Here is a 25,334-nt window from a genome sequence, read left to right as displayed (position 1 = left end):
GGGCTGCGCGGGGAGATCGCCCGGTCCGGACCGCGCAGCCGTCACAATGCGCTTGCTATGACCTCCTTGCCCCTTGACGCTGAAATTGCCCAGGCCGCCGCCCGCATGGTGGTGGAGGAGGGGCTGGAGTATGGTCCCGCCAAGCGGCGGGCGGTCAAGCTGCTGGGCCTGCCGGCGCGCAGCCCTTTGCCGGACAACGATGTGGTCGAGGACGCGGTGCGCGAGCACATTGCCCTCTATTGCGCAGACACCCAGCCGACCGAGTTGCGTGCCCTGCGTGCGCTGGCGCTGGAGTGGATGGAGCGCTTGGCCGCTTTTCGACCCCACCTTGGCGGAGCCGTGTGGCACGGCACGGCCACGCGGCTGTCGGACATTTACCTGCAGTTGTTCTGCGATGATCCGAAATCGGCCGAGATTGCCTTGATCAACCAGGGCGTGAACTACGAGCCTGGCTCGGTGCCGGGTTTGCATGGCCAGGCGGTGGACGTCCTCAGTGTGGCCTGCCCGCAGCGTTCGCTCGGGTTGGTGGTCGGAGTGCACCTGCTGGTGTACGACCTGGACGATCTGCGCGGTGCGCTGCGTCTGGACCGCAAGGGCCGCCCGCCACGGGGTGATGTGCAGGCGGTGCGCCGCTTGTTGGAGAACGAAACGTGAATCAGCGTATGACGGAAGAAGCGCAAGACCCGGCCCAGGCCGAGATGAAGGCGGCGGCAGGGGAGGTTCCACTGCTGTCGCGTCGGCAATGGGCGCTGCTGGCGGGCGTGGGTGTGGCGTCAGCCGCCGCCGGGGGCGGCTGGGCCTGGTGGCGTGGTCGCCCCACGGCAGCAGAACAGGACGCGGGCAGTGCTTTTTGGGATCGCAGCTTTGAAACACCCGTGGGCGAGACCCTGTCCGTGCAGTCGCTGCGCGGCAATCCGCTGTTGGTGAACTTCTGGGCGACCTGGTGCCCTCCCTGCATTGCAGAGCTGCCCTTGCTGGATGGTTTTTACCGTGAAAATGCGTCAAAAAACTGGAAGGTGCTTGGAATTGCGGTCGATCAGCTTGCATCCGTCAAAGGATTCCTGGAGCGCTCGCCGGTGACATTCCCTGTGGCCATGGCGGGGCAGGGTGGCATAGAGCTGGCGCGTTCTCTGGGGAATCTGCATGGCGGCCTGCCGTTTTCGGTGCTGTTCGGTGCAGATGGGCGCATCTTGCATCGTAAAATGGGACAGGTGACCGACGGTGACCTGCGCGCCTGGCTGCGCCTGGGCTGATGGCCGCTGGCCTATGGTCTGTAGTTGGCGGCTATTGAATTAAAAAGTCGGTCGTAGGCCAAAGATGGCGTGAATTGGGGTACATTCGCGCCCTGTTCAGTTTTGCTGAGGAAGCTCACATGGATCTGCGAAAACTCAAGACCCTGATCGACCTGGTCTCGGAGTCCAACGTCTCCGAACTGGAAATCACCGAGGCCGAGGGCAAGGTTCGCATCGTCAAGAGCGGCCCCACCGTGGTCCAGCAGTATGTCCCCGCAGCCGCCCCTGCGCCCGCAGCCGCCGCCCCAGCGCAGCCCGCTGCGGCTCCGGTGGCTGAGTTGCCCGCTCCGGCGGTGGCCGAGGTCAAGGGCCATGTGGTCAAGTCGCCCATGGTGGGAACGTTCTACCGTTCCTCCAGCCCTGGTGCCAAGCCCTTTGTCGAGGTGGGCAGCCAGGTCAAGGAAGGCGAGACGCTCTGCATCATCGAGGCCATGAAGATTCTCAACGAGATCGAGGCCGACAAGAGCGGCACGGTCACGCGCATTTTGGGTGAGAACGGCCAGGCAGTGGAGTACGGTCAACCCCTGTTCGTGATCGAGTGATGGGGAGCAAGCCCGTGAGCGGCTGTGCAGCTTCTCCCATGTCTCGCGGGGCTGCCGCCTCCGGGAGGGGAGATACCGCCGATGCCCGAACATGGGAGTGCTGCTGGCCCTTGTGCGGGGCGCTTCAATTGCAGGCGCCGCATTCGCATTCATCACGTCGCATGGTGGACAAACAACATGTTTAAAAAGATTCTGGTCGCCAATCGCGGCGAAATCGCCCTCCGTATCCAGCGTGCCTGCCATGAACTGGGCATCAAGGCGGTGATGGTTTATTCCGAGGCTGACCGTGACGCCAAGTACGTCAAGCTGGCCGAGGAGGCCGTCTGCATAGGCCCTGCACCCTCGCCGCTGTCCTACCTCAACATGCCGGCCATCATCTCGGCGGCCGAGGTGACCGACGCCGAGGCCATTCACCCCGGCTATGGCTTCCTGTCGGAAAACGCCGACTTTGCCGAGCGCGTGGAGCGCAGCGGCTTTCAGTTCATCGGCCCCACGCCGGAGTCGATCCGCATCATGGGCGACAAGGTGTCGGCCAAGCAGGCCATGATCAAGGCAGGCGTACCCTGTGTGCCGGGATCGGATGGCGAACTGCCTGACGATCCGGTGCAGATCAAGCGCATCGCCAAGGCCATTGGCTATCCCGTCATCATCAAGGCCGCAGGTGGCGGTGGCGGGCGCGGCATGCGCGTGGTGCACACCGAGGCGGCACTCATCAACGCGGTACAGATGACCAAGGCCGAAGCGGGTGCCGCGTTTGGCAATCCGGCGGTCTACATGGAGAAATTCCTCCAGAACCCGCGCCACATCGAGATCCAGATCCTGGCCGACAAGCACCGCAACGCCGTGTACCTGGGCGAGCGCGACTGCTCCATGCAGCGGCGCCACCAGAAGGTGATCGAGGAGGCGCCTGCTCCCGGTATTCCGCGTCGAATGATCGATCGCATTGGCGACCGCTGCGTGGCTGCGTGCAAGAAGATCGGCTATCGGGGCGCGGGCACGTTCGAGTTTCTCTACGAGAACGGTGAGTTCTACTTCATCGAAATGAACACCCGCGTGCAGGTGGAGCATCCGGTGACCGAATGGATCACCGGGGTGGACATTGTCAAGACGCAGATCATGGTGGCTGCGGGCGAGAAGCTGCCCTTCACCCAGCGCCAGATCGAGATCCGTGGCCACGCGATCGAATGCCGGATCAACGCCGAGGATCCGTACAAGTTCACACCTTCCCCCGGGCGGATCACGATGTGGCATGCGCCGGGCGGGCCGGGCGTGCGCGTGGACTCCCACGCCTACACCAACTATTTTGTGCCGCCCAACTACGACTCGATGATCGGCAAGCTCATCGTGCACGGCGACACGCGCGAGCAGGCGTTGGCGCGCATGCGCACAGCCCTTTCCGAGACCGTGATCGAAGGCATCAACACCAACGTGCCCCTGCACCGCGAACTGATGGTGGACGCCAAGTTCATGGAAGGCGGCACCAACATCCACTACCTGGAAGAGTGGCTGTCCCAGCGCCAGCGCTGAGTGAAGCAGGTGCCCATGCCGGGTGCCATTTGCGGGAAACCTGAACATGCATGAACTGAGCCTGCTGTGCCCGCAAGACCGGGTGGAAACCTTGAGCGAGGCGTTGGAAGCGCTGGAGGCGCTCAGCGTGTCGGTCGAAGATGCCGACGCGCAGACCGACGCCGAGCAGGCGCTCTTTGGCGAGCCCGGCATGCCGCCGCCCCAGGCAGGTTGGCAGCGCAGCAAGGTGGTGGCCTTGTTTGCCACCGAGGAGGCGGCGCTCGAAGCACAGGCGCTGTTGGCAGTGCAGGACTTTTTTGAAGGCTGCACCGTGGTGGCGCTGGCGCCGCTGCAGGACCAGGACTGGGTGCGACTGACGCAGTCACAGTTTGCGCCGGTGGACATCACGCCCGATTTCTGGATCGTGCCCACTTGGCACGAGCCGCCCGCGCAGGCGCAGCGGGTGATTCGTCTGGACCCCGGCTTGGCGTTCGGCACCGGTACGCATCCCACCACGCGCATGTGTCTGCGCTGGATCGCGCGCCAAGGCTCCCCGGCCGCATTGGGCCGGGTGCTGGACTATGGCTGCGGCTCGGGCATTCTGGCCATTGGTGCGGCCAAGTTCGGCGCCACGGACATCGATGCGGTGGACATCGACCCGGCGGCCGTGGAGTCTGCGGCACTCAATGCGCAGGCCAATGGCGTGCAGTTGCGTACGGGCTTGCCCGAGCTCGCCCAGGGCAGCTACCAGACCGTGCTGGCCAATATTCTTGCCACGCCCCTGCGCGTGCTGGCGCCGCTGCTGTGTAGCCATGTGGCCGAAGGCGGGCACCTGGTGCTGGCGGGCATTCTGGAGCGGCAGGCCGACGAATTGATGCAGGCCTACGCCCCCTGGGTTCAGCTCACGGTGGCCGACCAGGAAGACGGCTGGATCCTGATGACGGCCCGGCGCTGACGCGCCACAGTGCCGAAGGCGGTGAGCCGGCCCTACAATCCACAGCCCATGAGCCAGACCACCCGCTGCCCATCCTGTGGAACCCTGTTCAAGGTGGTGGCAGACCAGTTGCGCATCTCGGACGGGTGGGTGCGCTGTGGAAGCTGCCAGCAGGTGTTCGATGCCTCGGCCCATCTGCAGGCGACCGCTCCGGCCCCCTTGCTGCCAGACATGGCGCTCGATCGCCTGCGCCCGCCGCCTGCGCCCGTGCGGCGCGCGGAGCCTGTAGAGCGGCTCTGGGGTGCCCCGGAGTCAGCGCCCGCGCGCGTGGCGGAAGCTGCTTCTCGGCCGGAGCGCCCGGTATCGGCTTCCACCACTGCGCCCAGCGATTCGGCGGGTGCCGTTGCCGCCCACGAGCCTCCGGTGCAGTCGCCACCGCCTCCAGCCGCGCCGCCACCCGTTCCCTCGGTTTTGCATGTCCCCGAGCCGGTGGTGCCTGCTTTTTTGGTGGAAGGGGCGCAGCCTGTTGGTGCAGCAGAGGTGTTGCCTTCGCTGCTCGCCGTCGGCGCGTCCACACGTCCACCCCAGGAAGTGCCTGCCGCGCAGTCCCAGGCGGCCGCGCCTGTCATGCAGCCTCGGGCAGAAGAGGATGGCGGCGTGATCGAGTGGCCCTCCATCGAATTGCCTGCCCCATCCTCGGCGGGGTATGAATTGCCAGTGCCAGACACGGGCTCCGATGGGGCGCAAGCGGCATTTGCGCCGCTGCCGGAGGTGCCGCCACTGGAGTTGTTGCCCAAGGCCTCAGACCGGGCCTTCGCGCCTTTGCGCTCGACGCCGCGCCCCCCCTCTTTGCCCGTGGCTGAGGCCGAAGAAACGGTGGTGCCACCCACCGAGCCCAAGAAGGGCGCCACACAGGAGCCACCACTAACCAAGGTGCCGGACCCCGACGCCCGCGCTGCGGTGCCAACCGAAATCCCTGCGCAGTCCCCGATGGCTGTGGAGCAGGCCACGGCGGAAGATTCCCGGCCAGAGGGCCTCGACCACGACGCCGATGCTGCCGAACCAGGGGTGCAAGAGTTGTCGTTCATGCGCGCGGCCCGGCGCAAGGCCTTCTGGCGCAAACCCTGGGTGAGGGCAGCGTTGTCCGTGGTGCTTCTGGCGTCCGTGGCCTTGCTCGCTGCGCAGGTGGCGGTGCGGGAGCGGGATGATCTGGCAGCGCGTGTGCCTGCGCTGCGGCCGGGCTTGGAGGCCTTGTGCCGCCAGTGGGGCTGCGTGTTGGCGCCGAGGCGTGACATTGCTGCGGTCGAAGTGGACAGTTCCTCATTTCAGAAACTGCGCGGTGACGAATACCAGTTCTCGCTCGTGCTCAAGAACCGTTCGGCCATCGCGGTAGCGATGCCTGCCGTGGAGCTGACCCTGACGGATGCCGCAGACCAGCCGGTGCTGCGCCGTGTGCTCTTGCCAGCGCATTGGAACGCACCGCAGGAATTGGCGGCCCATGGTGAATGGAGTGTTTCGCGCACCCTGGTGCTCAGCGCCACAGGGGTCCGCATCACAGGCTACCGGGTGGTGGCTTTTTATCCCTGATTTCCAGGTCGCCACTGGGGTGGCGCAAACAACGAAAGAGACTATGGCTGTTCTGATTTGTGGCTCGCTGGCCTTCGACACCATCATGGGCTTTGAGGGGCGGTTTGCCGAACAGATCCTGCCCGACCAGTTGCACATCCTCAATGTGTCGTTCCTGGTGCCTGCGCTGCGCCGCGATTTCGGGGGCTGTGCGGGGAACATCGCCTACAGCCTGCGCTTGCTGGGCGGTGAGGCGGTGCCCATGGCCATGCTGGGCAGCGATGGCGAGTCCTACCTGCAGCGCCTGCAGGCGCTGGGCATCACCACCCGTTGCGTGGGGCAGGTGCAGGACACCTACACCGCCCAGGCCATGATCATGACCGACCGTGACAACAACCAGATCACGGCCTTTCATCCTGGCGCCATGATGCAGGCCCACACACAAACCATCGGCGCCGGGAACGCGCAGGGCATTCGCCTCGGGATCATTGCGCCCGACGGGCGTGACGCCATGCTGCAGCACGCGCAGCAGATGCATGCGGCCGGCATTCCATTCGTGTTCGATCCGGGGCAGGGGCTGCCCATGTTCTCTGGGGACGAGCTGCTGCGCTTCGTGGAGCAGGCCACTTGGGTCACTGTCAACGATTACGAGGGCAAGATGCTGTGTGAGCGCACCGGCCTGGATCTGGCCGGCTTGTCTCGAAAGGTGCAGGGCTTGGTTGTGACCCTGGGCGGCAAGGGCTGTGAGGTCTGGGAGCGGGGGCAATGCACCCTGGTTGCTCCCGTGGCTCCTGCGGCTGTGGTGGATCCCACGGGTTGTGGCGATGCATGGCGAGGCGCCCTGTTGTTTGGACTGGAGCGTGGCTGGCCCTTGGCGCGCTGCGCCGAGCTGGGCAATCGGATGGGGGCGCTCAAGATTGCCGCCCGCGGGCCGCAAAACTACGTGCTGGACTTTGATCCAGCGATTGTGGCCGCCTGATTTGCCATAAAAAAACCCGGTGCTGGGCACCGGGTTGGAGACAGGGCCAGGGGCCCTGAATCTCAGGGCTTTGCGCCCGTAGGGAAGGGCCAGGCCGCCTGGGGATTGAGCGTGGTCTGTGCGGCAGGGGCGGCAGGTTTTTCTGCAGCGGCCTTCTTCGCAGGGGCTGCGGCCTTCTTTGCAGGAGCAGCGGCCTTCTTGGCGGGTGCAGCCTTCTTGGCAGGAGCGGCAGCCTTCTTGGCGGGTGCAGCGGCCTTCTTTGCAGGAGCAGCGGCCTTCTTGGCGGGTGCAGCCTTCTTGGCAGGAGCGGCAGCCTTCTTGGCGGGTGCAGCGGCCTTCTTCGCAGGAGCAGCAGCCTTCTTGGCGGGAGCAGCGGCCTTCTTCGCAGGAGCCGCAGCCTTCTTGGCGGGTGCAGCCTTCTTCGCAGGAGCAGCAGCCTTCTTGGCGGGAGCAGCGGCCTTCTTCGCAGGAGCAGCGGCCTTCTTCGCAGGAGCAGCAGCCTTCTTCGCAGGAGCGGCAGCTTTCTTGGCGGGTGCGGCGGCCTTCTTCGCAGGAGCGGCAGCCTTCTTGGCGGGTGCAGCGGCCTTCTTCGCAGGAGCAGCGGCCTTCTTGGCGGGTGCAGCGGCCTTCTTCGCTGGGGCAGCAGCCTTCTTGGCCGGTGCAGCTTTCTTCGCAGGGGCGGCGGCCTTCTTGGCGGCCGGTTTCTTCGCAGTTGCCATCATTTTCTCCTTGGGTCATTGGATTGAGAGCACTTCAGGTCTGCGCAAGACCCAAAGCGATCCATGGCGTTGGGGACCCTCCCATCTCCATGAATGCAGTAACGCTCCGCAGTACGGCCTGGGGCGGGCCGTGGTGTGCGGGGCGTGGTGTGTTGTGGCATGGCGCTGTGTCAATCCCAGGAGAGTGCGCCGCCCGATTGGTACTCGATCACGCGGGTTTCGAAGAAGTTGCGTTCCTTCTTCAGGTCGATCATTTCGCTCATCCACGGGAACGGGTTTTCCTCGTGGGGGAAGAGTGCCTCCAGTCCGATCTGCTGGGCACGGCGATTGGCGATGTAACGCAGGTAGCCTTTGAACATCGATGCGTTCATGCCGAGCACGCCCCGGGGCATGGTGTCCTCGGCGTATCGGTATTCCAGATCGACGGCCTGCGCGAACAAGGCCTTGATCTCTTCCTTGAAATGCGCTGTCCACAGGTGTGGGTTCTCCAGCTTGATCTGGTTGATCAGATCGATGCCGAAGTTGCAGTGCATGGACTCGTCGCGCAGGATGTATTGGTACTGCTCGGCGGCCCCGGTCATCTTGTTCTGACGGCCCAGGGCGAGGATCTGGGTGAAGCCGACGTAGAAGAACAGCCCTTCCATCAGGCAGGCAAAGACGATCAGGCTCTTGAGCAGCTTCTGGTCGTTGTCGGGTGTGCCGGTGTGGAAGGCCGGGTCCATGATGGTGTCGATGAACGGCACCAGGAATTCGTCCTTGTCGCGGATGGACGGGACCTCATGGTAGGCATTGAAGATCTCGCCCTCGTCCAGCCCCAGAGACTCGACGATGTACTGATAGGCATGCGTGTGGATGGCTTCTTCGAAGGCCTGGCGCAACAGGAACTGGCGGCACTCCGGAGCTGTGATGTGGCGGTAGGTGCCGAGCACGATGTTGTTGGCCGCCAGCGAGTCTGCCGTGACGAAGAAGCCGAGGTTGCGCTTGACGATGCGCCGCTCATCTTCGGTCAGGCCCTGGGGGTTCTTCCACAGCGCGATGTCGCGCGACATGTTGACCTCTTGCGGCATCCAGTGATTGGCGCAAGTGGCGAGGTACTTCTCCCAGGCCCACTGGTACTTGAAGGGCACCAACTGGTTGACATCGGTCTTGCCGTTGATGATGCGCTTGTCGGCGGCCTGGATGCGGTGTGTGCCCGATGCTCTGGATTCGGGAGCGGTGCGGGCAGGGGCCACGGTGCTTGCAGCGGTGCGGTCGGTTTGTGCTGCAGTGGCGGATGGAGGCGGTGGCGTGTCCACCACGCGGTGTTGTTGCAGACCAGCGTATGCGGTTTTTGCCAATGCGGAGGTGACTTCTTCGTCCCAGGTCAACATGGTTTTTCCAGTGCGTGAATTATGGAAGCAGCGCTGCAAAAAGAAAAGCACGCTTGCGTTGCGCTGCGCGGATTTGTTGCGTCAAAACACACGCAAGGCGATGCAGAGATCGCGTCTTGCGTGTGTGCGATCACTGACAGGCTTCGCAGGAGGGATCGTCGATGGCGCACATGCGCACATCACTGGCAGGCAGGTCGCCATGGCCCGTGCTCGTGGAAGATGCACCGGCCGTCAGGGCCTGCGCATCCATATCGGTGGAGACGGCGTTGAGCTGTCGCTTGTTCACGGTGCTCATCTCCACATGGCTGGCACTGTGCGTGCGCAGGTAGTAGGTGGTCTTGAGCCCGCGCAGCCACGCCAGTCGGTACAGCGCATCGAGCTTCTTGCCGGAGGCGCCGGCCATGTAGATGTTCAGGCTCTGGGCCTGATCGATCCATTTCTGGCGCCGCGCGGCGGCTTCCACCAACCAGCTTGGATCGATCTCGAAGGCCGTTGCATAGAGCACCTTGATCTCTTGCGGAACGCGGTCGATCGGCAGCAGGGAACCATTGAAATGCTTGAGGTCCATGAGCATCACCTCGTCCCACAAACCCAGTGCCTTGAGCTCGCTTACCAGCGCTTGGTTGACCACGGTGAACTCGCCCGACAGGTTGGATTTCACCGACAGGTTGCCGAAGCAGGGTTCGATGGACGCATCCACGCCCACGATGTTGGAGATGGTGGCGGTCGGTGCAATCGCCACACAGTTGGAGTTGCGCATGCCGTCATGCCTGATCTTTTGGCGCAGTGCATCCCAGTTCAGTGTGGTGCTGCGGTCCACTTCCACATGGCCGCCACGTTCGCGTGCGAGCAGGTCGATGCTGTCGAGCGGGAGGACCCCCTGGTCCCACAGGGAGCCCTGGTAGCTGGAATAGCGCCCGCGCTCTGCTGCCAGGTCGGATGATGCCCAGTAGGCGTAGTAGCACAGCGCCTCCGTGGAATGGTCGGCGAAAACCACCGCCGCCTCGCTGGCGTAGGGGATGCGCAGTGCGTACAGCGCATCCTGAAACCCCATCAGGCCCAGCCCCACCGGGCGGTGGCGCAGGTTGGCATCGCGTGCTTTCTTCACGGCGTAGTAGTTGATGTCGATCACGTTGTCGAGCATGCGCATGGCCGTGCCCACCGTGCGCCGCAGCTTGTCATGGTCTATGCCGCCGTCCTTGATGTGGCGTGCCAGGTTGATGGAGCCCAGGTTGCACACAGCGGTTTCTTGGTCGCTGGTGTTGAGGGTGATTTCCGTGCACAGGTTGGACGAGTGCACCACCCCTGCGTGTTGCTGAGGCGAGCGCACGTTGCAGGCGTCCTTGAATGTGATCCATGGATGGCCTGTTTCGAACAGCATAGTCAGCATCTTGCGCCACAGGTCCGTGGCCTGCACGGTCTTGGTGGGGTGAATGTCGCCGCGCTGCGCCTTGTCTTCGTAGGCCAGATAGGCCGCCTCAAAATCGGTGCCATAGCGCTCGTGCAGGTCGGGCACGTCGGCAGGCGAAAACAGGGTCCAGGGGCCGTTTTCCAGCACACGTTTCATGAACAGATCCGGAATCCAGTGGGCCGTGTTCATGTCGTGCGTGCGGCGCCTGTCATCGCCCGTGTTTTTGCGCAGCTCCAGGAACTCTTCGATGTCCAGGTGCCAGGTCTCCAGGTAGGCGCACACCGCGCCCTTGCGTTTGCCGCCTTGGTTCACGGCCACGGCGGTGTCGTTGACGACCTTGAGGAAAGGCACCACGCCCTGGGACTGGCCGTTGGTTCCCTGGATATGGCTGCCCAGTGCGCGCACGCGCGTCCAGTCGTTGCCCAGACCTCCTGCGTACTTGGACAGTAGGGCGTTTTCCTTGAGCGATTCGTAGATGCCGTCGAGCGTGTCGGGTACGGTGGTGAGATAGCAGCTCGACAGTTGCGAGCGCGGCGTACCGCTGTTGAACAGCGTGGGCGTGCTCGACATGAAGTCAAACGACGACAGCAGCTCATAGAACTCGATGGCGCGGGCCTCGCGGTCGATCTCGTTCAGTGCCAGTCCCATGGCCACGCGCATGAAGAAGGCCTGGGGCAGTTCAAAGCGCCGTTGCTGTACGTGCAGAAAGTAGCGGTCGTACAGGGTTTGCAGCCCCAGGTAGTCGAACTGCAGGTCGCGCGAGGGCACCAGTGCGGCCCCCAGACGCTGCACATCGAACTGCAGCAGCCGTTCGTCCAGCAGGCGGTGCTCGACACCCTTGCGTAGACCCTCGACAAACTGCTCGCCATAGTGGGGGGCGAGCTCGGCATGTGTTAGCTCATGCCCCAGAACTTCCCGGACGATGGAGTGCAGCAGCAGGCGTGCTGTCGCATAGGTGTAGCCGGGCTCCTTCTCGATCAGGGTGCGTGCGGCCAGGATGGCGGCCTTGTGCACGTCCTGCACGGCAATGCCGTCGTACAGGTTGCGCAGCGTTTCCTGCACGATGGGCGCGGCCTGCACCGCCGCATCCAGGCCGGTACATGCCGACTCCACCAGCGCTCGCAGGCTGTGCACGTCCAGCGCGCGCCTTTGGGAACCATCGGTCACATGCAGCACCGGCGTGGCGTCCTGAGGGGGCTGTGCCGTTCGCTGCCGCTCCTGTGCCCGTTGCTCGCGGTACAGCACATATGCACGCGCCACTTCGTGGTGGCCGCCGCGCATCAGTCCCAGTTCCACCTGGTCCTGCACGTCCTCGATGTGGAAGGTGCCGCCATGGGGGCGCGAGCGCAGCAGGGCGCGGACCACGGTGTGGGTCAATGCCTCCACCGCATCACGCACACTGGCCGATACGGCGCCTTGGGTACCGTGCACTGCCAGGAAGGCTTTCATCATGGCCACAGCGATCTTGGGAGGCTCGAAAGGAACCACCGCACCATTGCGCCGAATGATCTGGTAGTGGGCCAGGCTCGACGTCCCGGCAACGGGTGGGGGCAAGGCGTGGGATGGCGGGGTCGCTATGGGCAGCGTGTGGGGTGCTGGTGCGGGGCTGGGCTGGGTGGTGGGCACGGTGTCCTCCAAAGGGTGGTCGAAACACGGACAAAGGGCAGCGCTGCTTGCGCTGCATGGTGTTTTGATAGCAGTCAATCAAACACCATAGGTAATGTTTTATTAAAAACAAAACACTATATGTAGTGTATCGACGATCCGGAAAACGTGCAGCACCGTGCCTGGCTTGCCGGTGGCAGGCCAGGGGTCAAGGGGTGGGGAGGTTACGGACTAATGGTGGCCGGGAAGCGTTCGGGAGCCCAGCCGAGCAGGCCTTGCAGGCGGGGCCAGTCAAAACCAGCGCCCGGGTCGGCCTTGCGGCCTGGGGCGATGTGCTCGTGGCCCGCCACATGGGCAATGGGGTAGCGCAGTGCCAGGTCCTTGCAAAGCTGCGCCAGGGCTGTGTACTGTGCAGGCTCGAAGTGCAGGCCTTCCAGGCCTTCGAGCTCGATGCCCACCGAGTCGTCGTTGCACTCCATGCGGCCTCGGTAGCTGGAGCGCCCGGCGTGCCAGGCGCGCTGGTCGCAATCCACAAACTGCCACAGTGCGCCTTCACGGGTGATCAAGAAATGGGCCGATACCTGCAGGCCTCGGATGCCTTGGAAGTAGGGGTGCGCATCCCAGTCCAGGCGGCCCACGAACAGGTCGTGCACGGCGCGCCCGCCATACTCACCGGGCGGCAGGCTGATCGAATGCACCACAATCAGATCGATCAGGGCGCCCTCGGGCCGTGGGCCGCAATGGGGCGAAGACAGGGCCTTGGCGCCAGTGTGCCAGCCACCCTGCCAGGGCTGCGTATTGGGCTCAGTGCTCGCTGTCGGCATGCAGATCGTCCTGCGGGCCCTGGATGTTCAACCGTGCAATGCGGTAGCGGATCTGGCGCAGGCTGATGCCCAACTGGGCCGCAGTGGCCGTGCGGTTGAAATGGTTGGCGTGCAGTGCGCGCACCAGGATGTCCCGTTCCTGCTGGTCCAGCCAGGCCTGCAGGTCCTTGGGTAAGGGAAGGGCATGGGCAGCGTCGCTGCCGTTGGGTGCAGAGACTGCGGCCGCCGTGCTGTGGGGCGTGGATGCAGCAGAGGCCACTGCGTCTGCCGGGGCACTGGTGCAAGTGAAGGGCTCGACATGCAGTTCGTCACCTTCGCTCAGGGCCACCGCACGGTGCAGCAGGTTTTCCAGTTCACGCACGTTGCCTGGCAACGGGTAGCTGGCAATGGCGTCCAAGGCGGTGGATGTCAGCCTGGCCACAGGGCTGTGGGATTCGCGCGCAATGCGCTCCAACAGGGCCTGGCACAGCGCGGGCAGGTCTTCCTTGCGCTCGCGCAGCGGGGGAATGAAGATTTCGATGACGTTGAGCCGATAGTACAGGTCCTGCCGGAAACGCCCGGCCTGCACGGCGGCTGCCAGGTCGTGGTGCGTGGCGCTGAGGATGCGCACGTCCACCGTCTCCTCTTGTGTGGAGCCCAGCGGCCGCACGCTGCGCTCCTGGATGGCGCGCAGCAGCTTGGATTGCATGGACAGCGGCAGGTCGCCAATCTCGTCCAGGAACAGGGTGCCGCCCTGCGCTGCCTGGAAGTAGCCCACACGGTCGGCGGTTGCGCCAGTGTATGAACCCTTGCGGGCGCCAAAGAACTCGGCTTCCAGCAAATTTTCCGGAATGGCGCCGCAATTGACGGCCACCAGTGGCCCTGCGGCGCGTTGGCTGCTGGCGTGCAGGGCGCGCGCCACCAGCTCCTTGCCGGTGCCGGATTCGCCGCGGATGAGCACGGGGGCCATGCCACGGGCCACCTTGGCCACGCGTTGTTTGACGGTGCGTATGGCCTCGGATTCGCCTACCAGGCGGTCCAATGCCGGATTGCTGCCGGCAGCACACGGAAGGGCCTCGCTGCGTGCCACGGTCGCTCGCTGGCTGCGCGGTGCGGGCACGCCCTCGCCCCCCTGCACGGCAGAGGCCACGACGGAGCGGAACTGCTTCAGATCGACCGGCTTGGTGAGGTAGTCGAACGCGCCCGAGCGCAATGCCTCGACAGCGTTCTCTGCCGAGCCATAGGCTGTCATCACCACGCAGCGCTCAGGGCGCTGCTGGTCGCGCAAGGCGTGCAGCAGCTCCATGCCAAAACCGTCGGGCAGGCGCATGTCCGTGATGACCACGTCAAAGCGCTGGGTCTGCAGTTGCTCGTGGGCTTCCTGCAGCGTGGCTGCCGTGCTCACGTGGTAGCCCTCGCGCAGCAGGGTCAGCTCGTAGAGCGTGCGCAGGTCGGGCTCGTCATCGACCACAAGAATGGATGCGGCAGGGGCGTTCATGGGAATCAAACAACAACGGTGTCAAACAGCGACGCAGGCTCCTTCAGCCGCCCGGTCTTGCGGAAGCTTACCGTGAAGGCATTGCCCTGCATATCGCCACGCTGGGTGGTGCGCCCTGTCCGCTGGTAATCGATGGTGGCGCCATGGCGCTCGCACAGCTCTCTGCAGATGTACAGGCCCAGCCCGCTGGAGCGGCTCTCGGACGAGAAGAAGGGTTCGAACAGGTGGCGCTCGATCGACTGGTCCAGTGGCGCGCCATCGCTCCAGACCTGCACGCTGGCGCGGCCAGAGGCCGTCACGCGGGTGGACAATTGCAGGGAGTCTTCCTCGGGGCCCATGTAGCGCAGCGCGTTGTCCAGCAGGTTGAACAGCACGCGCCGCAGGTGCTCGGGATCGAACTCCACATGGATGTCTTGCGCACCCAGATGGAGTTGACCGCGCCGTCGCGCGGGGTCCTGGTCGCGCCAGTCATGCCAGACCTGCGCTACGGTGCCGTCCAGCGCAATGGTGGATGAGTTTGCGTGGCTGATCTGGTGCTTGACGCGTGCGATGTCCAGAATCTCCTCGGCAATGCGCGCCAGTCGGTCGGCGTTTTGCTGCACCATCTGGGTCAGGCGCTGATGCGTCGGATCTTTGAGGTCTTCCTCCAGCAGGGCGGTGGCCTGCACGATGGCGGCCAGCGGGTTGCGGATTTCATGGGCCACGGCAGCCGACATGCGCCCCATGGCGGCCAGCTTCTCGGTGCGCAGGCGGGCCTGCATCTCCCGCAGGTCGTGCAGAAACACCACGCACAGGCGTTCTTCTTCGGCGATGGGGTGTTCCTGGTCGGGGGATGTCAGCCAGGTCTGCGCGTGCAGGCCCACGGGGCTCTGGCCCTCGGCCAGCAGGTTGACGTCGGCCACTTGCGATTGTCCCTGGCGGAAACACCGGCGCGCCAGCAGCATCAGGGGGTGCCAGTAACGGTTTTCCAGGAGGCTGAACGGCGGTTGCATATGGGCGGCACAGCCGAGAAGTGCCAGTGCGGCCGGGTTGGCCATGCGCACCGTGAACGCCTCGTCCACGACGAGCACGCCGTCGTTCAGGTTCTTGATCACCAGGCTGCTGACCTGTCCTTGCACCTGTGCCGCCATGCGGTTGGTGTGGGCCAGGCGCTGCTCGCGCACCAGGCGCGTGGCCAGCTGGTGTGTGAGAAAGGCCACGATGAAGTAGCCTGTTCCAGTGAGTGCCGCCTGGAGGTAGTGTGGTGCGGCGTCGCCCCCGGCGGGGGTGGCGCTCACCCAGGTCGCCCAGCCCAGCAGCAGCAGCGTGGCCGCGGCCGTGGTGCCCAGCGCCAGGGTCAGGGTGCCCAGGACTGCCGCCATCAGGATGGGCATTCCGAACAGCGGCGTGAAATTCATGCCGCCGCTGTGCAATGTCTGCAAGGCTGCAACCACCGCCAGATCTACGCCGATGGTGGGTAACCAGTGCAAGCCCGCCTGGGGGCGCGGTGCCTGGTGCCGGGACATGACGCGCACCGCGATCGAGGACACCAGATAAGCCAGGCACAGTGCCACCATCCAGGACTCGGTGTTCTGGTTCAGCACCAGGCCTGTTGCCATGAACAGCAGCAGCGTCAGCGCCACCATCACCCGGCCGGTCAGAAATCCATGCCACAGCCGCAGAAACGGAGCCTCTTCGGCGCCTGGGGCAAGGAGAGGCGCCATGGCGGGCTGGGGCTCAGCGTGCATCGCGTTGCTGGTGCTCCGCGCAGCAATAGTGGCGCGCATCGATGGTGATCGCCTCGTCGCGGGGCAGGTGTACACCGCAATGGGCGCAGGCCACCATATCCAGCGGGGCGGCTGGAGGCGGGGGACTTGCTCTGTGTGTGGGGGGCGGACTGCGCCTCTGCTGACGCCACAAGGCATAGGCCAGCGCCAGCACACCCAGCAGTACCAGGTACTTCATGCGGCGCGCCCCAGGACTACTTCCAGCGCAAAGCGCGATCCCACATATGCCAGCAGCAGCAGCAGCGCACCCGCATACAGCACGCGCACGGCGCTGCGACCGCGCCAGCCAAAGCGTTTTCGACCAATCAGCAGCGCCGCAAAAGTCAGCCAGGACAGCACAGAGAACACGGCCTTGTGATCCCAGCGCCAGGCGCGGCCGTACAGTGCTTCGCTGAACAGCATGCCAGCGGCCAGGGTGGCGGTCAGCAGCACAAAACCCGCAGTGACGAAGCGAAACGTCAGGCGCTCCAGGGTGAGCAGAGGCATGCCGCTGTGGGGGTCTTCGGCCAGCCGGATGCGGCGTTCGGCGCGCGTCATCAAGGCCGCATGCACCACCGCGGCCGCCAGCAGACCATAGGCCGAGATGCCCAGTGCCAGGTGCAACGGCAGCCAGGCCGTGGCTGACAGAGGCAGCGCACTGCCCGGAAACACCAGTGCCAGCAGCACGGCCACGCTGCCCAGTGCCGCCAGCGCCCAGCGCGCCTGCAGCTGGGGAAACAACTGGCGTTCGATGGCATATACCGTGAGCACCAGCCACGCGGTGACGGACAGCGCCGACGCAAAACCGAAACGCGGGGTGGGCTCCAGCATGGCCCAGGCCAATGCGCTGCCGTGCAATACCCACGCCAGCCACAAGGCTGCACGCGCGCTGCTTGCCTGCAGCGATGCCGCCGCAAGCGCTGGCACGGCATAGGCCGCTGCCGCTGCCAGCCCGAGCCACAGACCCACGGGAGAGCTACTCGCTAAAATCATGCTGCACAGTGTACCTTTCGCCCAGGCCGTGCGGCCTGGCGCGACCTCCCCCGCCGCAACCCTTTGCGGACTATCCTGGAACCCCCGACATGGCCTCCGCCCTTACCGAAAAACTCTCGCGCCTCGTCAAGGAGATGCGCGGCCAGGCCCGCATCACCGAATCCAATGTGCAGGACATGCTGCGCGAGGTGCGCATGGCCCTGCTCGAAGCCGACGTGGCCCTGCCCGTGGTGCGCGACTTCATCGCCCGCGTGAAGGAAAAGGCGCTGGGCCAGGAGGTGCTGGGCTCGCTCAAGCCGGGCCAGGCGCTGGTGGGCATCGTCAACAAGGAGCTGGCCGCCACGATGGGCGAAGGTGTGAGCGACATCAACCTCGCCGCCCAGCCGCCCGCCGTGATCCTGATGGCCGGCCTGCAGGGCGCGGGCAAGACCACCACCACGGCAAAACTGGCCAAGCACCTGATCGAGAAGCGCAAGAAGAAGGTGCTGACGGTGTCGGGCGACGTGTACCGCCCGGCGGCCATCGAGCAGCTCAAGACCGTGACCAAGCAAGCCGGCGCCGAGTGGTTCCCAAGCACACCCGACCAGAAACCCCACGACATCGCCGTGGCCGCGCTGGACTATGCCAAGAAGCACTACTTTGACGTGCTGTTGGTGGACACCGCCGGCCGCCTGGCCATCGACGAGGTGCTGATGCAGGAAATCAAGGACCTGCACGCCACGCTGAACCCGGTCGAGACCCTGTTCGTCGTGGACGCCATGCAAGGCCAGGACGCGGTGAACACGGCCAAGGCCTTCAAGGAGGCGCTGCCGCTCACCGGCATCGTGCTGACCAAGCTGGACGGCGATTCGCGCGGCGGCGCGGCGCTGTCGGTGCGCGCCATCACGGGCGCGCCGATCAAGTTTGCCGGGGTGTCCGAGAAGATCGACGGCCTGGAGGTGTTCGACGCCGAGCGCCACGCCGGCCGCATCCTGGGCATGGGCGACATCGTGGCCCTGGTCGAGCAGGTGGCCGCGGGCGTGGACATGGAGGCCGCGCAGAAGCTCGCCGCCAAGGTCAAGAGCGGCGACGGCTTCGACCTCAACGACTTCCTCGGCCAGCTCCAGCAGATGAAGCAGATGGGCGGCCTCTCCAGCCTCATGGACAAGCTGCCCGCGCAGCTCACGGCCAAGGCTGGGCAGGTGGACCTGGACAAGGCCGAGAAGGACATCAAGCGCAAGGAAGGCATCATCCAGAGCATGACGCCGCTGGAGCGCCGCAAGCCCGAGCTCATCAAGGCCACGCGCAAGAAACGCATTGCCGCCGGTGCGGGGGTTCAGGTGCAGGAAGTCAACCGCCTGCTCAAGGAATTCGAGCAGATGCAGGAGATGATGAAGAAGATGAAGGGCGGCGGCCTCATGAAGCTCATGAAGAAGATGGGCGGCATGAAGGGCCTGGGCGGCGGCATGCCCAAGATGCCTTTCTGATGTTTTTGGCTTCCAGCGCTTGCCTGGCAAGCGCTGGAAGCTATCAAAACCAAAGCAAAAAACCGGCGTTTAGCCGGTTTTTTAATGGGCGCGGTACATTGAGATTGCTATATAAATGAGAGCTTCTGGCGCTTGATTTGCATGGTTTTCACATGCATTTCTGCCGCAGATGACCGTCAATCAAGCGCAAGCAGCTCACTTTTTTGAAGCATCAGGCTGGATCGCGGGTCAGCACCTCGCCGCGCAGCGTGTAGGCCTTGGCCTCGGTGATGGTCACGTCCACCATCTGGCCTACGAGGCGTTGCCCCCCCGCGAAGTTGACCACGCGGTTGCATTCGGTGCGGCCCATCAGCTCGCTGCCATCGCGCTTGGAGGCACCTTCGACCAGGATGCGCTGCACCTTGCCCACCAGGCTTTCGCTGATGCTCTTGATGTTGCCATTGATCACGGCCTGCAGCTCCTGCAGGCGGCGCAGCTTGACCTCGTGCGGCGTGTCGTCGTGCAGGTTGGCGGCGGGCGTGCCGGGGCGCGGGCTGAAGATGAAGCTGAACGAGTTGTCGAAGTGAACGTCGGCGATGAGCTTCATCATCTTGGCAAAGTCCTCCTCCGTCTCGCCAGGGAAGCCGACGATGAAGTCGCTGCTCATGGCCAGGTCGGGGCGGATGGCGCGCAGCTTGCGCACCGTGCTCTTGTATTCCATGGCCGTGTAGCCGCGCTTCATCGCCATGAGGATGCGGTCCGAACCATGCTGCACCGGCAGGTGCAGGTGGTTGGCCAGTTTGGGAATGCGCGCATAGGCGTCGATGAGCCGCGGCGTGAACTCGTTGGGGTGGCTGGTGGTGAAGCGCAGGCGCTCGATGCCGGGGATGTCGGCCACGTATTCGAGCAGCAGCGCCAGGTCGGCCACCTCGCTGGTGCCGCCCATGGCGCCGCGGTAGGCATTCACGTTCTGGCCCAGCAGGGTGATCTCCTTCACGCCCTGGTCAGCCAGGCCGGCCACTTCCACCAGCACGTCGTCGAACGGGCGGCTCATCTCGTCGCCGCGCGTGTAGGGCACCACGCAGTAGCTGCAGTATTTGCTGCAACCTTCCATGATGGAAACGAAAGCGCTGGCACCCTCCACGCGCGCCGGGGGCAGGTGGTCGAACTTCTCGATCTCGGGGAAGCTGATGTCCACCTGCGGGCGGTCCTGCTGCTGGCGGGCATTCAGCAGCTCGGGCAGGCGGTGCAGGGTCTGCGGGCCGAAGACGATGTCCACATAGGGCGCGCGCTTGATGATCTCCTCGCCCTCCTGGCTGGCGACGCAGCCGCCCACGCCGATCTTCACGCCGCGCTCCTTGAGGTGCTTGACGCGGCCCAGGTCGGAGAACACCTTCTCCTGCGCCTTCTCGCGCACCGAGCAGGTGTTGAACAGGATCAGGTCGGCCTCCTCGGGGTCCTGCGTGGTTTCGTAGCCCTCGGCGGCGTGCATCACGTCCACCATCTTGTCCGAGTCGTACTCGTTCATCTGGCAGCCGAAGGTCTTGATGTAGATTTTTTTAGCCATGGCGTGTCTCGCAGGGGCTGGTGCAATGGCGCAGCGGGCGGTGTGCTGGAGCACCGCCTGCGGCACGGGGAACAGGGCTTACTGGCTGGCGCCGCCCGTGGTGTAGTTGACGGTGTTGGCTGCACCACCCGCACGGGCCTGCGCGGCCTCGGACTTGCTCAGAATCCAGGCGGTCAGCAGCATGCCGGTGCTGTTTTCAATGAGGTAGTTGGCCGTGAACTCCTGCCCCACCACGGTGTGCAACATCACCAAGCCGTTTTCAGGGTTGAGCAGGCGCATGCCGGGCGCCATGCGGATGGGGTTGCCATTGATGGTCGCCGTGGTGGCCGAGGTGACCACCAGGGTGCCGCGCAGGGCAGCCTCCGGGAAATTGCGTTGCCCGGTCAGTGCGGTGGGCGGGGTGTTCTGTGCCGTGGCGGGGGCTGCCGCCATCCAGGCGCTGGCGCCCAGGGCCAGGGTGGTTGCCAAGTGGCGCAGCAAAGGAGTACAGCGGAGCATGGTGTCTATCCAGGGGCTGAAAAGTGCGATTCTACGGCGCAAGAAAAAAGCCACCAGCTCTTGCGAGCCAGTGGCTTGGAGTTTGGTGGTGGTACCGGGACTTGAACCTGGGACATCAGCATTATGAATGCTGCGCTCTAACCAACTGAGCTATACCACCGAAGACCAAAATTATAGAACAAAAAATTTGGCGGTGAATCGAGCCGCCGCTAATTTTTTTAGAGGTTCTGGAATTGCGCCTTGCGCTTGTTCACAAAGGCGTCCATGCCTTCCTTCTGGTCCTGGGTGGCAAACAGGGCGTGGAACAGGCGGCGCTCGAACATCAGCCCGTCGGACAGTGTGCCTTCGTAGGCGCGGTTCACGGCCTCCTTGGCGGCCATCACGGCGATCTGCGAGAAGTCGCTGATGACCAGGGCGGCGCCCAGGGCCTCGTCCATGAGCTTGTCATAAGACACCACGCGGCTGACCAGCCCGGCGCGTTCGGCCTCCTGGGCGTCCATCATGCGCGCGGTCAGGCACATGTCCATGGCCTTGGACTTGCCCACGGCGCGTGGCAGGCGCTGCGTGCCGCCAGCGCCGGGAATCACGCCCAGCTTGATCTCCGGCTGGCCGAATTTGGCATTGTCGGCGGCGATGATGAAGTCGCACATCATCGCCAGTTCGCAGCCGCCACCCAGGGCGAAGCCGCTGACGGCGGCAATCACGGGCTTGCGGATGGAGCGAATGGTTTCCCAGTTGCGTGTGATGAAGTCGCCCTTGTAGGCGTCGGCAAAGCTGAATTTGGCCATGGCGGTGATGTCGGCACCGGCGGCAAAGGCTTTTTCGCTGCCGGTCACGATGATGCAGCCGATCTTCTCGTCCGCATCAAAGGTTTTGAGCGCCTGGCCCAGCTCGTCCATGAGCTGGTCGTTGAGCGCGTTGAGCTGCTTGGGGCGGTTGAGCTGGATGATGCCGACCTTGTCGGCTTCGGTGCGGACTTCGATGCATTCGTACGTCATGGGGGTCTCCGTTCAGGTTCCTGGACAAGCCTTGGGACTATACCCAAGCACCGCGCCCAAATGCCCTCTGGGGGCTGTGCATTCCTGCGCTGCGGGTCTGCGCAATTGCAGACCCGCGGTGTGTCAGTGGCCGTCCAGCCAGCGCGCGGCACGCGCGGCGTCGGTGATGGCCAGCGTCACCGTGTCGGGCTGTTCGGGCGCGCTGGCCTTGTGCTTGCTGCCGGTGGGGCGCTGCAAGGCCAGCGGCAGGCGCAGCAGGCGGCGGTCTCGTGACACCAGGGCCGTCACCTGGGTGGCTTTGCCTGCGTACAAGGCCAGGTCGTCCAGCTGGGTGATGCGCCAGCCCTGGCCTTGCACCTCAATGCCCAGCCATTCGTCGCCCGGCGCCATGCCCGCCTGCTCGGCCAGGCCGCCGCGCAGCACGGTCTTGACCAGCACGGCGCTGCCCTCCGTCACGCGCAGGCCCAGGCGCTGGGCCGGTTGCGGGGTATCGCTTTGCAGGGCCATGCCGTGGGCCTGCAGCAGCTCGGCCAGCGGCAGCTCGGCGGTGGAATGCACCCAGGCGTCCAGCTCGGCGTCGAAGCTGCGCCCGCCCAGGTCCTGCAGCACCTCGCGCAGCAGGGCTTCGTCCATGGGGCCGCCCGCGCTGCGCTGCCACAGCGTGCGCAGCACGTCGTCCAGGGTGGTGCGGCCTTCGCGGCGCAGGCTCAGGTCCAGGCACAGGGCCACCAACGCGCCTTTGGTGTAGTAGCTCACCGTGCTGTTGGGCGTGTGGGCGTCGGGCCGGTAGTAGCGAATCCAGGCGTCAAAACTTGCTTGCGCCACCGTCTGCACGGCGCGCCCTGGTGTCTGCAGCACCTGCTGCACCGCCTTGGTCAGCAGCTTGAGGTAGCTGGCGTGGTCGATCAGCTCGGCGCGGCGCAGCAGCAGGTCGTCGTAGTAGCTGGTGAAGCCTTCAAAGAACCACAGCATCTGGGTGTAGTTCTCTTGCGTGTAGTCGTACTGCGTGAATGCGGCCGGGCGCAGGCGCTTGACGTTCCAGGCGTGGAAGTATTCGTGGCTCACCAGGCCCAGCAGCGTGGTGTAGCCCTCGGTCAGCTTGGCTTCCCCCAGGCGCGGCAGGTCGCGCCGACCGCAGATGAGTGCGGTGCTATTGCGGTGCTCCAGGCCGCCAAAGCCTTCGTTCACCACGTTGAGCAGGAACAGGTAGTTGTCGAAGGGCGCAGGGCCTTCGCCATGCCAGAAGCGGATGGTGGTTTCGCAGATGCGGCGCATGTCCTGCACCAGCCGCTGGCCGTCAAACGAGGCCGGCGCCCCCGCCACCACGATGCGGTGCGGAACGCCGCAGGCCGTGAAGCGCGCGCTCCAGAAGGGGCCCATTTCCACCGGGCAGTCCACCAGGTGGTCGTAGTCCTGGGCGCCATAACGGCCAAAGCCATGGGCGTTGACTTTTTGAGGAATAAGGGCTGTAGCGCAATACCAATCAGCGCTATCAGCTATCAATTCAGGAGCGTCAATGTCCATGCTGCACGGCTGGGCGCTCTGGCCTTCGACCCGCAGGCACAGGCTGGTGCCGTTGAAGAAGGCGCGTGTGCTGTCCAGCCATGCGGTGCGCACCGAATCGTCGTGGGCAAGCACGGCGTAGCGCAGTTCCAGCGGCTTGCCCGGCAGGCAGTCCACGCGCCAGCGGTGCTTGTCGATCTGCGTGATCGCACAGGCCTTGCGGCCCTGGCGTGCCTGCAGCCCTTGCAGGTGGCGCGCAAACTCGCGCACCAGGTAGCTGCCCGGAATCCACACCGGCAGCACCAGTTCTTGCGCCGCCGCAGGCTGGGCCACGGTCAGCGTGACCTGGAACAGGTGGTTGCGCGGATCCGGCGCTGCGATGCGGTAGTGCACCCCGGCGGGGGCAGGGGGCTGGGCGCGTGCCATTTACTGCGCGGCCTCGGCCAGGCGCTTTTCCACGTCCTTGGCGCCGATGGCGCCGGGCACGCGCGCGCCGTTGGCGAAGATCAGCGTGGGTGTGCCGGTGATCTTGTGCTTGCGCCCGAAGGCCAGGTTGCGCTGCAGGGCGCCGGTGTCGCAGGTGGCGGCGGCCGGGGCCTTGTCGCGCACCATGTAGTCCTGCCAGGCGGCCACGCGGTCGGAGGCGCACCAGATGTTGCGCGACTTTTCGGCCGAGTCGGGGCTCAGGATGGGGTAGAGGAACAGGTAGATGGTGATGTTGTCCACGTTCTGCAGATCGCGTTCAAAGCGCTTGCAGTAGCCGCAGTTGGGGTCTTCGAACACGGCCAGCTTGCGCTTGCCGTCACCGCGCACGATGGTGAAGGCATCGTTCAGGGGCAGTGCCGAAAAATCCACGGCCGTGAGCTTGTTGATGCGGTCTTCGGTCAGGTTGCGCTTGGCGCGGGTGTCGAACAGCTCGCCCTGGATCAGGTAGTTGCCCTTGGCATCGGTATAGAACAGGTCGGTGCCTACGCGCACTTCGTACAGCCCGGGCATGGCGGTGGGCTGGACTTCGTCGATGGACTTGAGCTGCGGCAGGCGCTCGCCCAGGGATTTGCGGATGGTGGCTTCCTGCGCGGCGGCGGGCAGGCCCAGGGTCAGGGCGGCGGCGGCCAGCAGGGGGAACAGTGCGTGCATGGAACAGGTCTTTCCGTGAGAAGTGGGAGGGATGCCCAGGGCGGCATGGGCATTGGAGTGTTTTGGCGTCAACGCGTTCCCATGGCCTGGCGGGCCATCCATTCCTTGAGTGGTCCGCTGCGGTCAAAGCCCAGCATGCCCCAGTTGCGCAGCAGTTGCCACGGTGGCTGGGGCAGGGAGAACAGGCGCTGCAAGCCGTCGGTGGTCAGGCCCATGGGCAGCAGGGCGGTTTTGCGCTGGCGTTCGTAGCGCCGCAGCAAGCGCAGGTCGCCGGTGCTGCGCCAGGTTTCGCGCTGGGCCAGCACCTGGGCCAGGGCCTGCACATCGCCCAGGCCCAGGTTCAGGCCCTGGCCGGTGAGGGGGTGTACGTTGTGCGCGGCGTCTCCGGCCAGGGCCCAACTGGCGCCTTGCTGGCCGGCCAGCGCGCCGCACCAATGCCGCGCCTGGGCGTACTGCAATGGCCAGGTCACACGTGCGCCACGGGTGCGCAGGGCGCCCAGCGTGCCCTGGCTGGCGGCCAGCAGGCGGTGAGCAAAGGATTCGTCGTCCAGGGCCTGCAGTTCCTGCGCCAGGGCGGGCTGCACCGACCAAACGACCGCCACGCCATGGCCCTGGGGGCCATCGAGCGGCAGGAACGCCAGAATGCTGCCGTCTGGCGCAAACCACTGGCGCGCCACCTGCCCGTGGGGGTGCTCGCATTCCAGCCGTGTGGCAATGGCGTGGTGGGGATAGGGGGTCACGTCGAACTGAGCGCCGAACTCCTCGCGCGTGCGGCTGGCGCGGCCTTCGCAGACCACCGTCAGCGGCGCGGCCACGGGCTCGGTCACCATTTCCACCAGGGGCTGAAAGCGCACGGCGTCCTGCAGGCGTGCTTCCAGTGCGGGCACATCGACAATCCAGGCCAGGGCGTCCGTGCCCTGGGTGGCGGCATCAAACACCACGCGCCCGTCCTGGTCGCCCGCCACTTCCATGCGCGCGACCGGGGTCGCGTGGTGTGCGTCGGGCCAGGTACGCAAGCCCTCCAGCAGGCTGCGCGAAGCCGCGTTCAGGGCATAGGCCCGCACATCGGAGCCCGTGGCCGGGCCGGCCGGGTTGGCCACCAGGGCGACCGAGAGTCGCTCGCGGGCCAGCAGCAGCGCCAGTGTGCGGCCCACCACGCCTGCGCCGCGGATACAAATGTCGAAGGATTGCGCCATGCCGGGGATTGTAGGAGCGCCGCCCTG

At 65.1% G+C, this 25,334-nt stretch carries 22 protein-coding genes and 1 tRNA gene; 8 read left to right on the top strand and 15 right to left on the bottom strand.

What is annotated here, in order from left to right:
• Positions 1-57 precede the first annotated feature (57 nt).
• The 7 genes from GWK50_RS15075 to GWK50_RS15045 all read left to right on the top strand — a co-directional run bounded on the left by GWK50_RS15075 (position 58) and on the right by GWK50_RS15045 (position 6,819).
• Positions 58-654: a hypothetical protein gene (locus tag GWK50_RS15075; protein WP_162017184.1), complete on the top strand. Its 597-nt coding sequence runs from the start codon at positions 58-60 to the stop codon at positions 652-654.
• Complete coding sequence (locus tag GWK50_RS15070; protein ID WP_242455394.1) at positions 651-1,253, top strand: TlpA disulfide reductase family protein; 603 nt, start codon at positions 651-653, stop codon at positions 1,251-1,253. The genes GWK50_RS15075 and GWK50_RS15070 overlap by 4 nt, the downstream gene beginning before the upstream one ends.
• Positions 1,254-1,372: 119 nt before the next feature.
• Complete coding sequence (gene accB / locus GWK50_RS15065; protein WP_162017183.1) at positions 1,373-1,834, top strand: acetyl-CoA carboxylase biotin carboxyl carrier protein; 462 nt, start codon at positions 1,373-1,375, stop codon at positions 1,832-1,834.
• A gap of 177 nt (positions 1,835-2,011) precedes the next feature.
• A complete protein-coding gene (gene accC / locus GWK50_RS15060) occupies positions 2,012-3,361 on the top strand; it encodes an acetyl-CoA carboxylase biotin carboxylase subunit (RefSeq protein ID WP_162017182.1) in 1,350 nt (449 codons plus the stop codon).
• 46 nt (positions 3,362-3,407) lie between these two features.
• A complete protein-coding gene (gene prmA / locus GWK50_RS15055; protein WP_162017181.1) occupies positions 3,408-4,295 on the top strand; it encodes a 50S ribosomal protein L11 methyltransferase in 888 nt (295 codons plus the stop codon).
• 48 nt (positions 4,296-4,343) lie between these two features.
• On the top strand, positions 4,344-5,861 hold the full coding sequence (locus GWK50_RS15050) for a zinc-ribbon and DUF3426 domain-containing protein (RefSeq protein ID WP_162018137.1): 1,518 nt from the start codon (positions 4,344-4,346) through the stop codon (positions 5,859-5,861).
• 43 nt (positions 5,862-5,904) lie between these two features.
• On the top strand, positions 5,905-6,819 hold the full coding sequence (locus tag GWK50_RS15045) for a carbohydrate kinase family protein (RefSeq protein WP_162017180.1): 915 nt from the start codon (positions 5,905-5,907) through the stop codon (positions 6,817-6,819).
• A 62-nt stretch (positions 6,820-6,881) separates the two neighbouring features.
• Here GWK50_RS15045 and GWK50_RS15040 read toward each other — a convergent pair whose 3' ends face one another.
• From GWK50_RS15040 to ccsA, 8 genes are all read right to left on the bottom strand, one after another.
• Positions 6,882-7,538 (bottom strand): histone, encoded by a 657-nt coding sequence (locus GWK50_RS15040; protein WP_162017179.1) that lies wholly within the window; start codon positions 7,536-7,538, stop codon positions 6,882-6,884.
• Positions 7,539-7,708: 170 nt separating this feature from the next.
• Positions 7,709-8,908 (bottom strand): ribonucleotide-diphosphate reductase subunit beta, encoded by a 1,200-nt coding sequence (locus GWK50_RS15035; RefSeq protein WP_162017178.1) that lies wholly within the window; start codon positions 8,906-8,908, stop codon positions 7,709-7,711.
• A 130-nt stretch (positions 8,909-9,038) separates the two neighbouring features.
• The gene (locus GWK50_RS15030; RefSeq protein ID WP_242455487.1) at positions 9,039-11,897 is read right to left on the bottom strand and encodes a ribonucleoside-diphosphate reductase subunit alpha; all 2,859 of its coding nucleotides are present in this window, start codon (positions 11,895-11,897) and stop codon (positions 9,039-9,041) included.
• 251 nt (positions 11,898-12,148) lie between these two features.
• Positions 12,149-12,748: a 1,6-anhydro-N-acetylmuramyl-L-alanine amidase AmpD gene (ampD, locus tag GWK50_RS15025; protein WP_162017177.1), complete on the bottom strand. Its 600-nt coding sequence runs from the start codon at positions 12,746-12,748 to the stop codon at positions 12,149-12,151.
• Entirely contained in the window at positions 12,729-14,225 is a 1,497-nt protein-coding gene (locus tag GWK50_RS15020; RefSeq protein ID WP_162017176.1) for a sigma-54 dependent transcriptional regulator, read from the bottom strand. Before GWK50_RS15020 ends, ampD begins: the two co-directional genes overlap by 20 nt.
• Positions 14,226-14,230: 5 nt before the next feature.
• Complete coding sequence (locus GWK50_RS15015; protein WP_162017175.1) at positions 14,231-15,928, bottom strand: HAMP domain-containing sensor histidine kinase; 1,698 nt, start codon at positions 15,926-15,928, stop codon at positions 14,231-14,233.
• A 13-nt stretch (positions 15,929-15,941) separates the two neighbouring features.
• A complete protein-coding gene (locus tag GWK50_RS15010) occupies positions 15,942-16,169 on the bottom strand; it encodes a PP0621 family protein (RefSeq protein ID WP_162017174.1) in 228 nt (75 codons plus the stop codon).
• The gene (gene ccsA, locus GWK50_RS15005; protein ID WP_162017173.1) at positions 16,166-16,963 is read right to left on the bottom strand and encodes a cytochrome c biogenesis protein CcsA; all 798 of its coding nucleotides are present in this window, start codon (positions 16,961-16,963) and stop codon (positions 16,166-16,168) included. Before ccsA ends, GWK50_RS15010 begins: the two co-directional genes overlap by 4 nt.
• An 89-nt stretch (positions 16,964-17,052) precedes the next feature.
• On the opposite strand from ccsA, the gene ffh reads away from it, so the two are divergent.
• Positions 17,053-18,429, top strand: coding sequence for a signal recognition particle protein (gene ffh / locus GWK50_RS15000; RefSeq protein WP_162017172.1), 1,377 nt, complete (start codon positions 17,053-17,055; stop codon positions 18,427-18,429).
• A 211-nt stretch (positions 18,430-18,640) separates the two neighbouring features.
• On the opposite strand, the gene miaB is transcribed toward ffh, so the two are convergent.
• From miaB to GWK50_RS14965, 7 genes are all read right to left on the bottom strand, one after another.
• Positions 18,641-19,975 (bottom strand): tRNA (N6-isopentenyl adenosine(37)-C2)-methylthiotransferase MiaB, encoded by a 1,335-nt coding sequence (miaB, locus tag GWK50_RS14995; protein WP_162017171.1) that lies wholly within the window; start codon positions 19,973-19,975, stop codon positions 18,641-18,643.
• Between the two features lie 78 nt (positions 19,976-20,053).
• Entirely contained in the window at positions 20,054-20,473 is a 420-nt protein-coding gene (locus GWK50_RS14990) for a hypothetical protein (protein WP_162017170.1), read from the bottom strand.
• Between the two features lie 83 nt (positions 20,474-20,556).
• A tRNA-Met gene (locus GWK50_RS14985) sits at positions 20,557-20,633 on the bottom strand.
• A gap of 58 nt (positions 20,634-20,691) precedes the next feature.
• The gene (locus tag GWK50_RS14980) at positions 20,692-21,471 is read right to left on the bottom strand and encodes an enoyl-CoA hydratase (protein WP_162017169.1); all 780 of its coding nucleotides are present in this window, start codon (positions 21,469-21,471) and stop codon (positions 20,692-20,694) included.
• Positions 21,472-21,594: 123 nt separating this feature from the next.
• Positions 21,595-23,400: a M61 family metallopeptidase gene (locus tag GWK50_RS14975; RefSeq protein WP_162017168.1), complete on the bottom strand. Its 1,806-nt coding sequence runs from the start codon at positions 23,398-23,400 to the stop codon at positions 21,595-21,597.
• Complete coding sequence (locus tag GWK50_RS14970) at positions 23,401-24,111, bottom strand: DsbC family protein (RefSeq protein ID WP_162017167.1); 711 nt, start codon at positions 24,109-24,111, stop codon at positions 23,401-23,403.
• Positions 24,112-24,179: 68 nt separating this feature from the next.
• Entirely contained in the window at positions 24,180-25,307 is a 1,128-nt protein-coding gene (locus GWK50_RS14965) for an FAD-dependent monooxygenase (RefSeq protein ID WP_162017166.1), read from the bottom strand.
• Between the last annotated feature and the right edge of the window lie 27 nt (positions 25,308-25,334).

Source organism: Acidovorax sp. 210-6, assembly GCF_010020825.1.
In the GTDB taxonomy this organism is placed as follows: Bacteria; Pseudomonadota; Gammaproteobacteria; order Burkholderiales; family Burkholderiaceae_C; genus Simplicispira; species Simplicispira sedimenti.
The sequence above is the reverse complement of the archived record's forward strand: the minus strand, read 5'-3'. Positions and strand labels throughout refer to the sequence as shown.

Bases quoted from the DNA above. Each gene is read 5' to 3' on its own strand.
- GWK50_RS14965 (WP_162017166.1), bottom strand. From the start codon at position 25,307: ATGGCGCAATCCTTCGACATTTGTATCCGCGGCGCAGGCGTGGTGGGC.
- ffh (WP_162017172.1), top strand. From the start codon at position 17,053: ATGGCCTCCGCCCTTACCGAAAAACTCTCGCGCCTCGTCAAGGAGATG.
- accC (WP_162017182.1), top strand. From the start codon at position 2,012: ATGTTTAAAAAGATTCTGGTCGCCAATCGCGGCGAAATCGCCCTCCGT.
- ccsA (WP_162017173.1), bottom strand. From the start codon at position 16,963: ATGATTTTAGCGAGTAGCTCTCCCGTGGGTCTGTGGCTCGGGCTGGCA.
- GWK50_RS15040 (WP_162017179.1), bottom strand. From the start codon at position 7,538: ATGGCAACTGCGAAGAAACCGGCCGCCAAGAAGGCCGCCGCCCCTGCG.
- miaB (WP_162017171.1), bottom strand. From the start codon at position 19,975: ATGGCTAAAAAAATCTACATCAAGACCTTCGGCTGCCAGATGAACGAG.
- GWK50_RS15015 (WP_162017175.1), bottom strand. From the start codon at position 15,928: ATGGCGCCTCTCCTTGCCCCAGGCGCCGAAGAGGCTCCGTTTCTGCGG.
- ampD (WP_162017177.1), bottom strand. From the start codon at position 12,748: ATGCCGACAGCGAGCACTGAGCCCAATACGCAGCCCTGGCAGGGTGGC.
- GWK50_RS15050 (WP_162018137.1), top strand. From the start codon at position 4,344: ATGAGCCAGACCACCCGCTGCCCATCCTGTGGAACCCTGTTCAAGGTG.
- GWK50_RS15045 (WP_162017180.1), top strand. From the start codon at position 5,905: ATGGCTGTTCTGATTTGTGGCTCGCTGGCCTTCGACACCATCATGGGC.
- GWK50_RS14975 (WP_162017168.1), bottom strand. From the start codon at position 23,400: ATGGCACGCGCCCAGCCCCCTGCCCCCGCCGGGGTGCACTACCGCATC.
- GWK50_RS15010 (WP_162017174.1), bottom strand. From the start codon at position 16,169: ATGAAGTACCTGGTACTGCTGGGTGTGCTGGCGCTGGCCTATGCCTTG.
- GWK50_RS14970 (WP_162017167.1), bottom strand. From the start codon at position 24,111: ATGCACGCACTGTTCCCCCTGCTGGCCGCCGCCGCCCTGACCCTGGGC.
- GWK50_RS15035 (WP_162017178.1), bottom strand. From the start codon at position 8,908: ATGTTGACCTGGGACGAAGAAGTCACCTCCGCATTGGCAAAAACCGCA.
- accB (WP_162017183.1), top strand. From the start codon at position 1,373: ATGGATCTGCGAAAACTCAAGACCCTGATCGACCTGGTCTCGGAGTCC.
- GWK50_RS15075 (WP_162017184.1), top strand. From the start codon at position 58: ATGACCTCCTTGCCCCTTGACGCTGAAATTGCCCAGGCCGCCGCCCGC.
- GWK50_RS14980 (WP_162017169.1), bottom strand. From the start codon at position 21,471: ATGACGTACGAATGCATCGAAGTCCGCACCGAAGCCGACAAGGTCGGC.
- GWK50_RS14990 (WP_162017170.1), bottom strand. From the start codon at position 20,473: ATGCTCCGCTGTACTCCTTTGCTGCGCCACTTGGCAACCACCCTGGCC.
- GWK50_RS15020 (WP_162017176.1), bottom strand. From the start codon at position 14,225: ATGAACGCCCCTGCCGCATCCATTCTTGTGGTCGATGACGAGCCCGAC.
- prmA (WP_162017181.1), top strand. From the start codon at position 3,408: ATGCATGAACTGAGCCTGCTGTGCCCGCAAGACCGGGTGGAAACCTTG.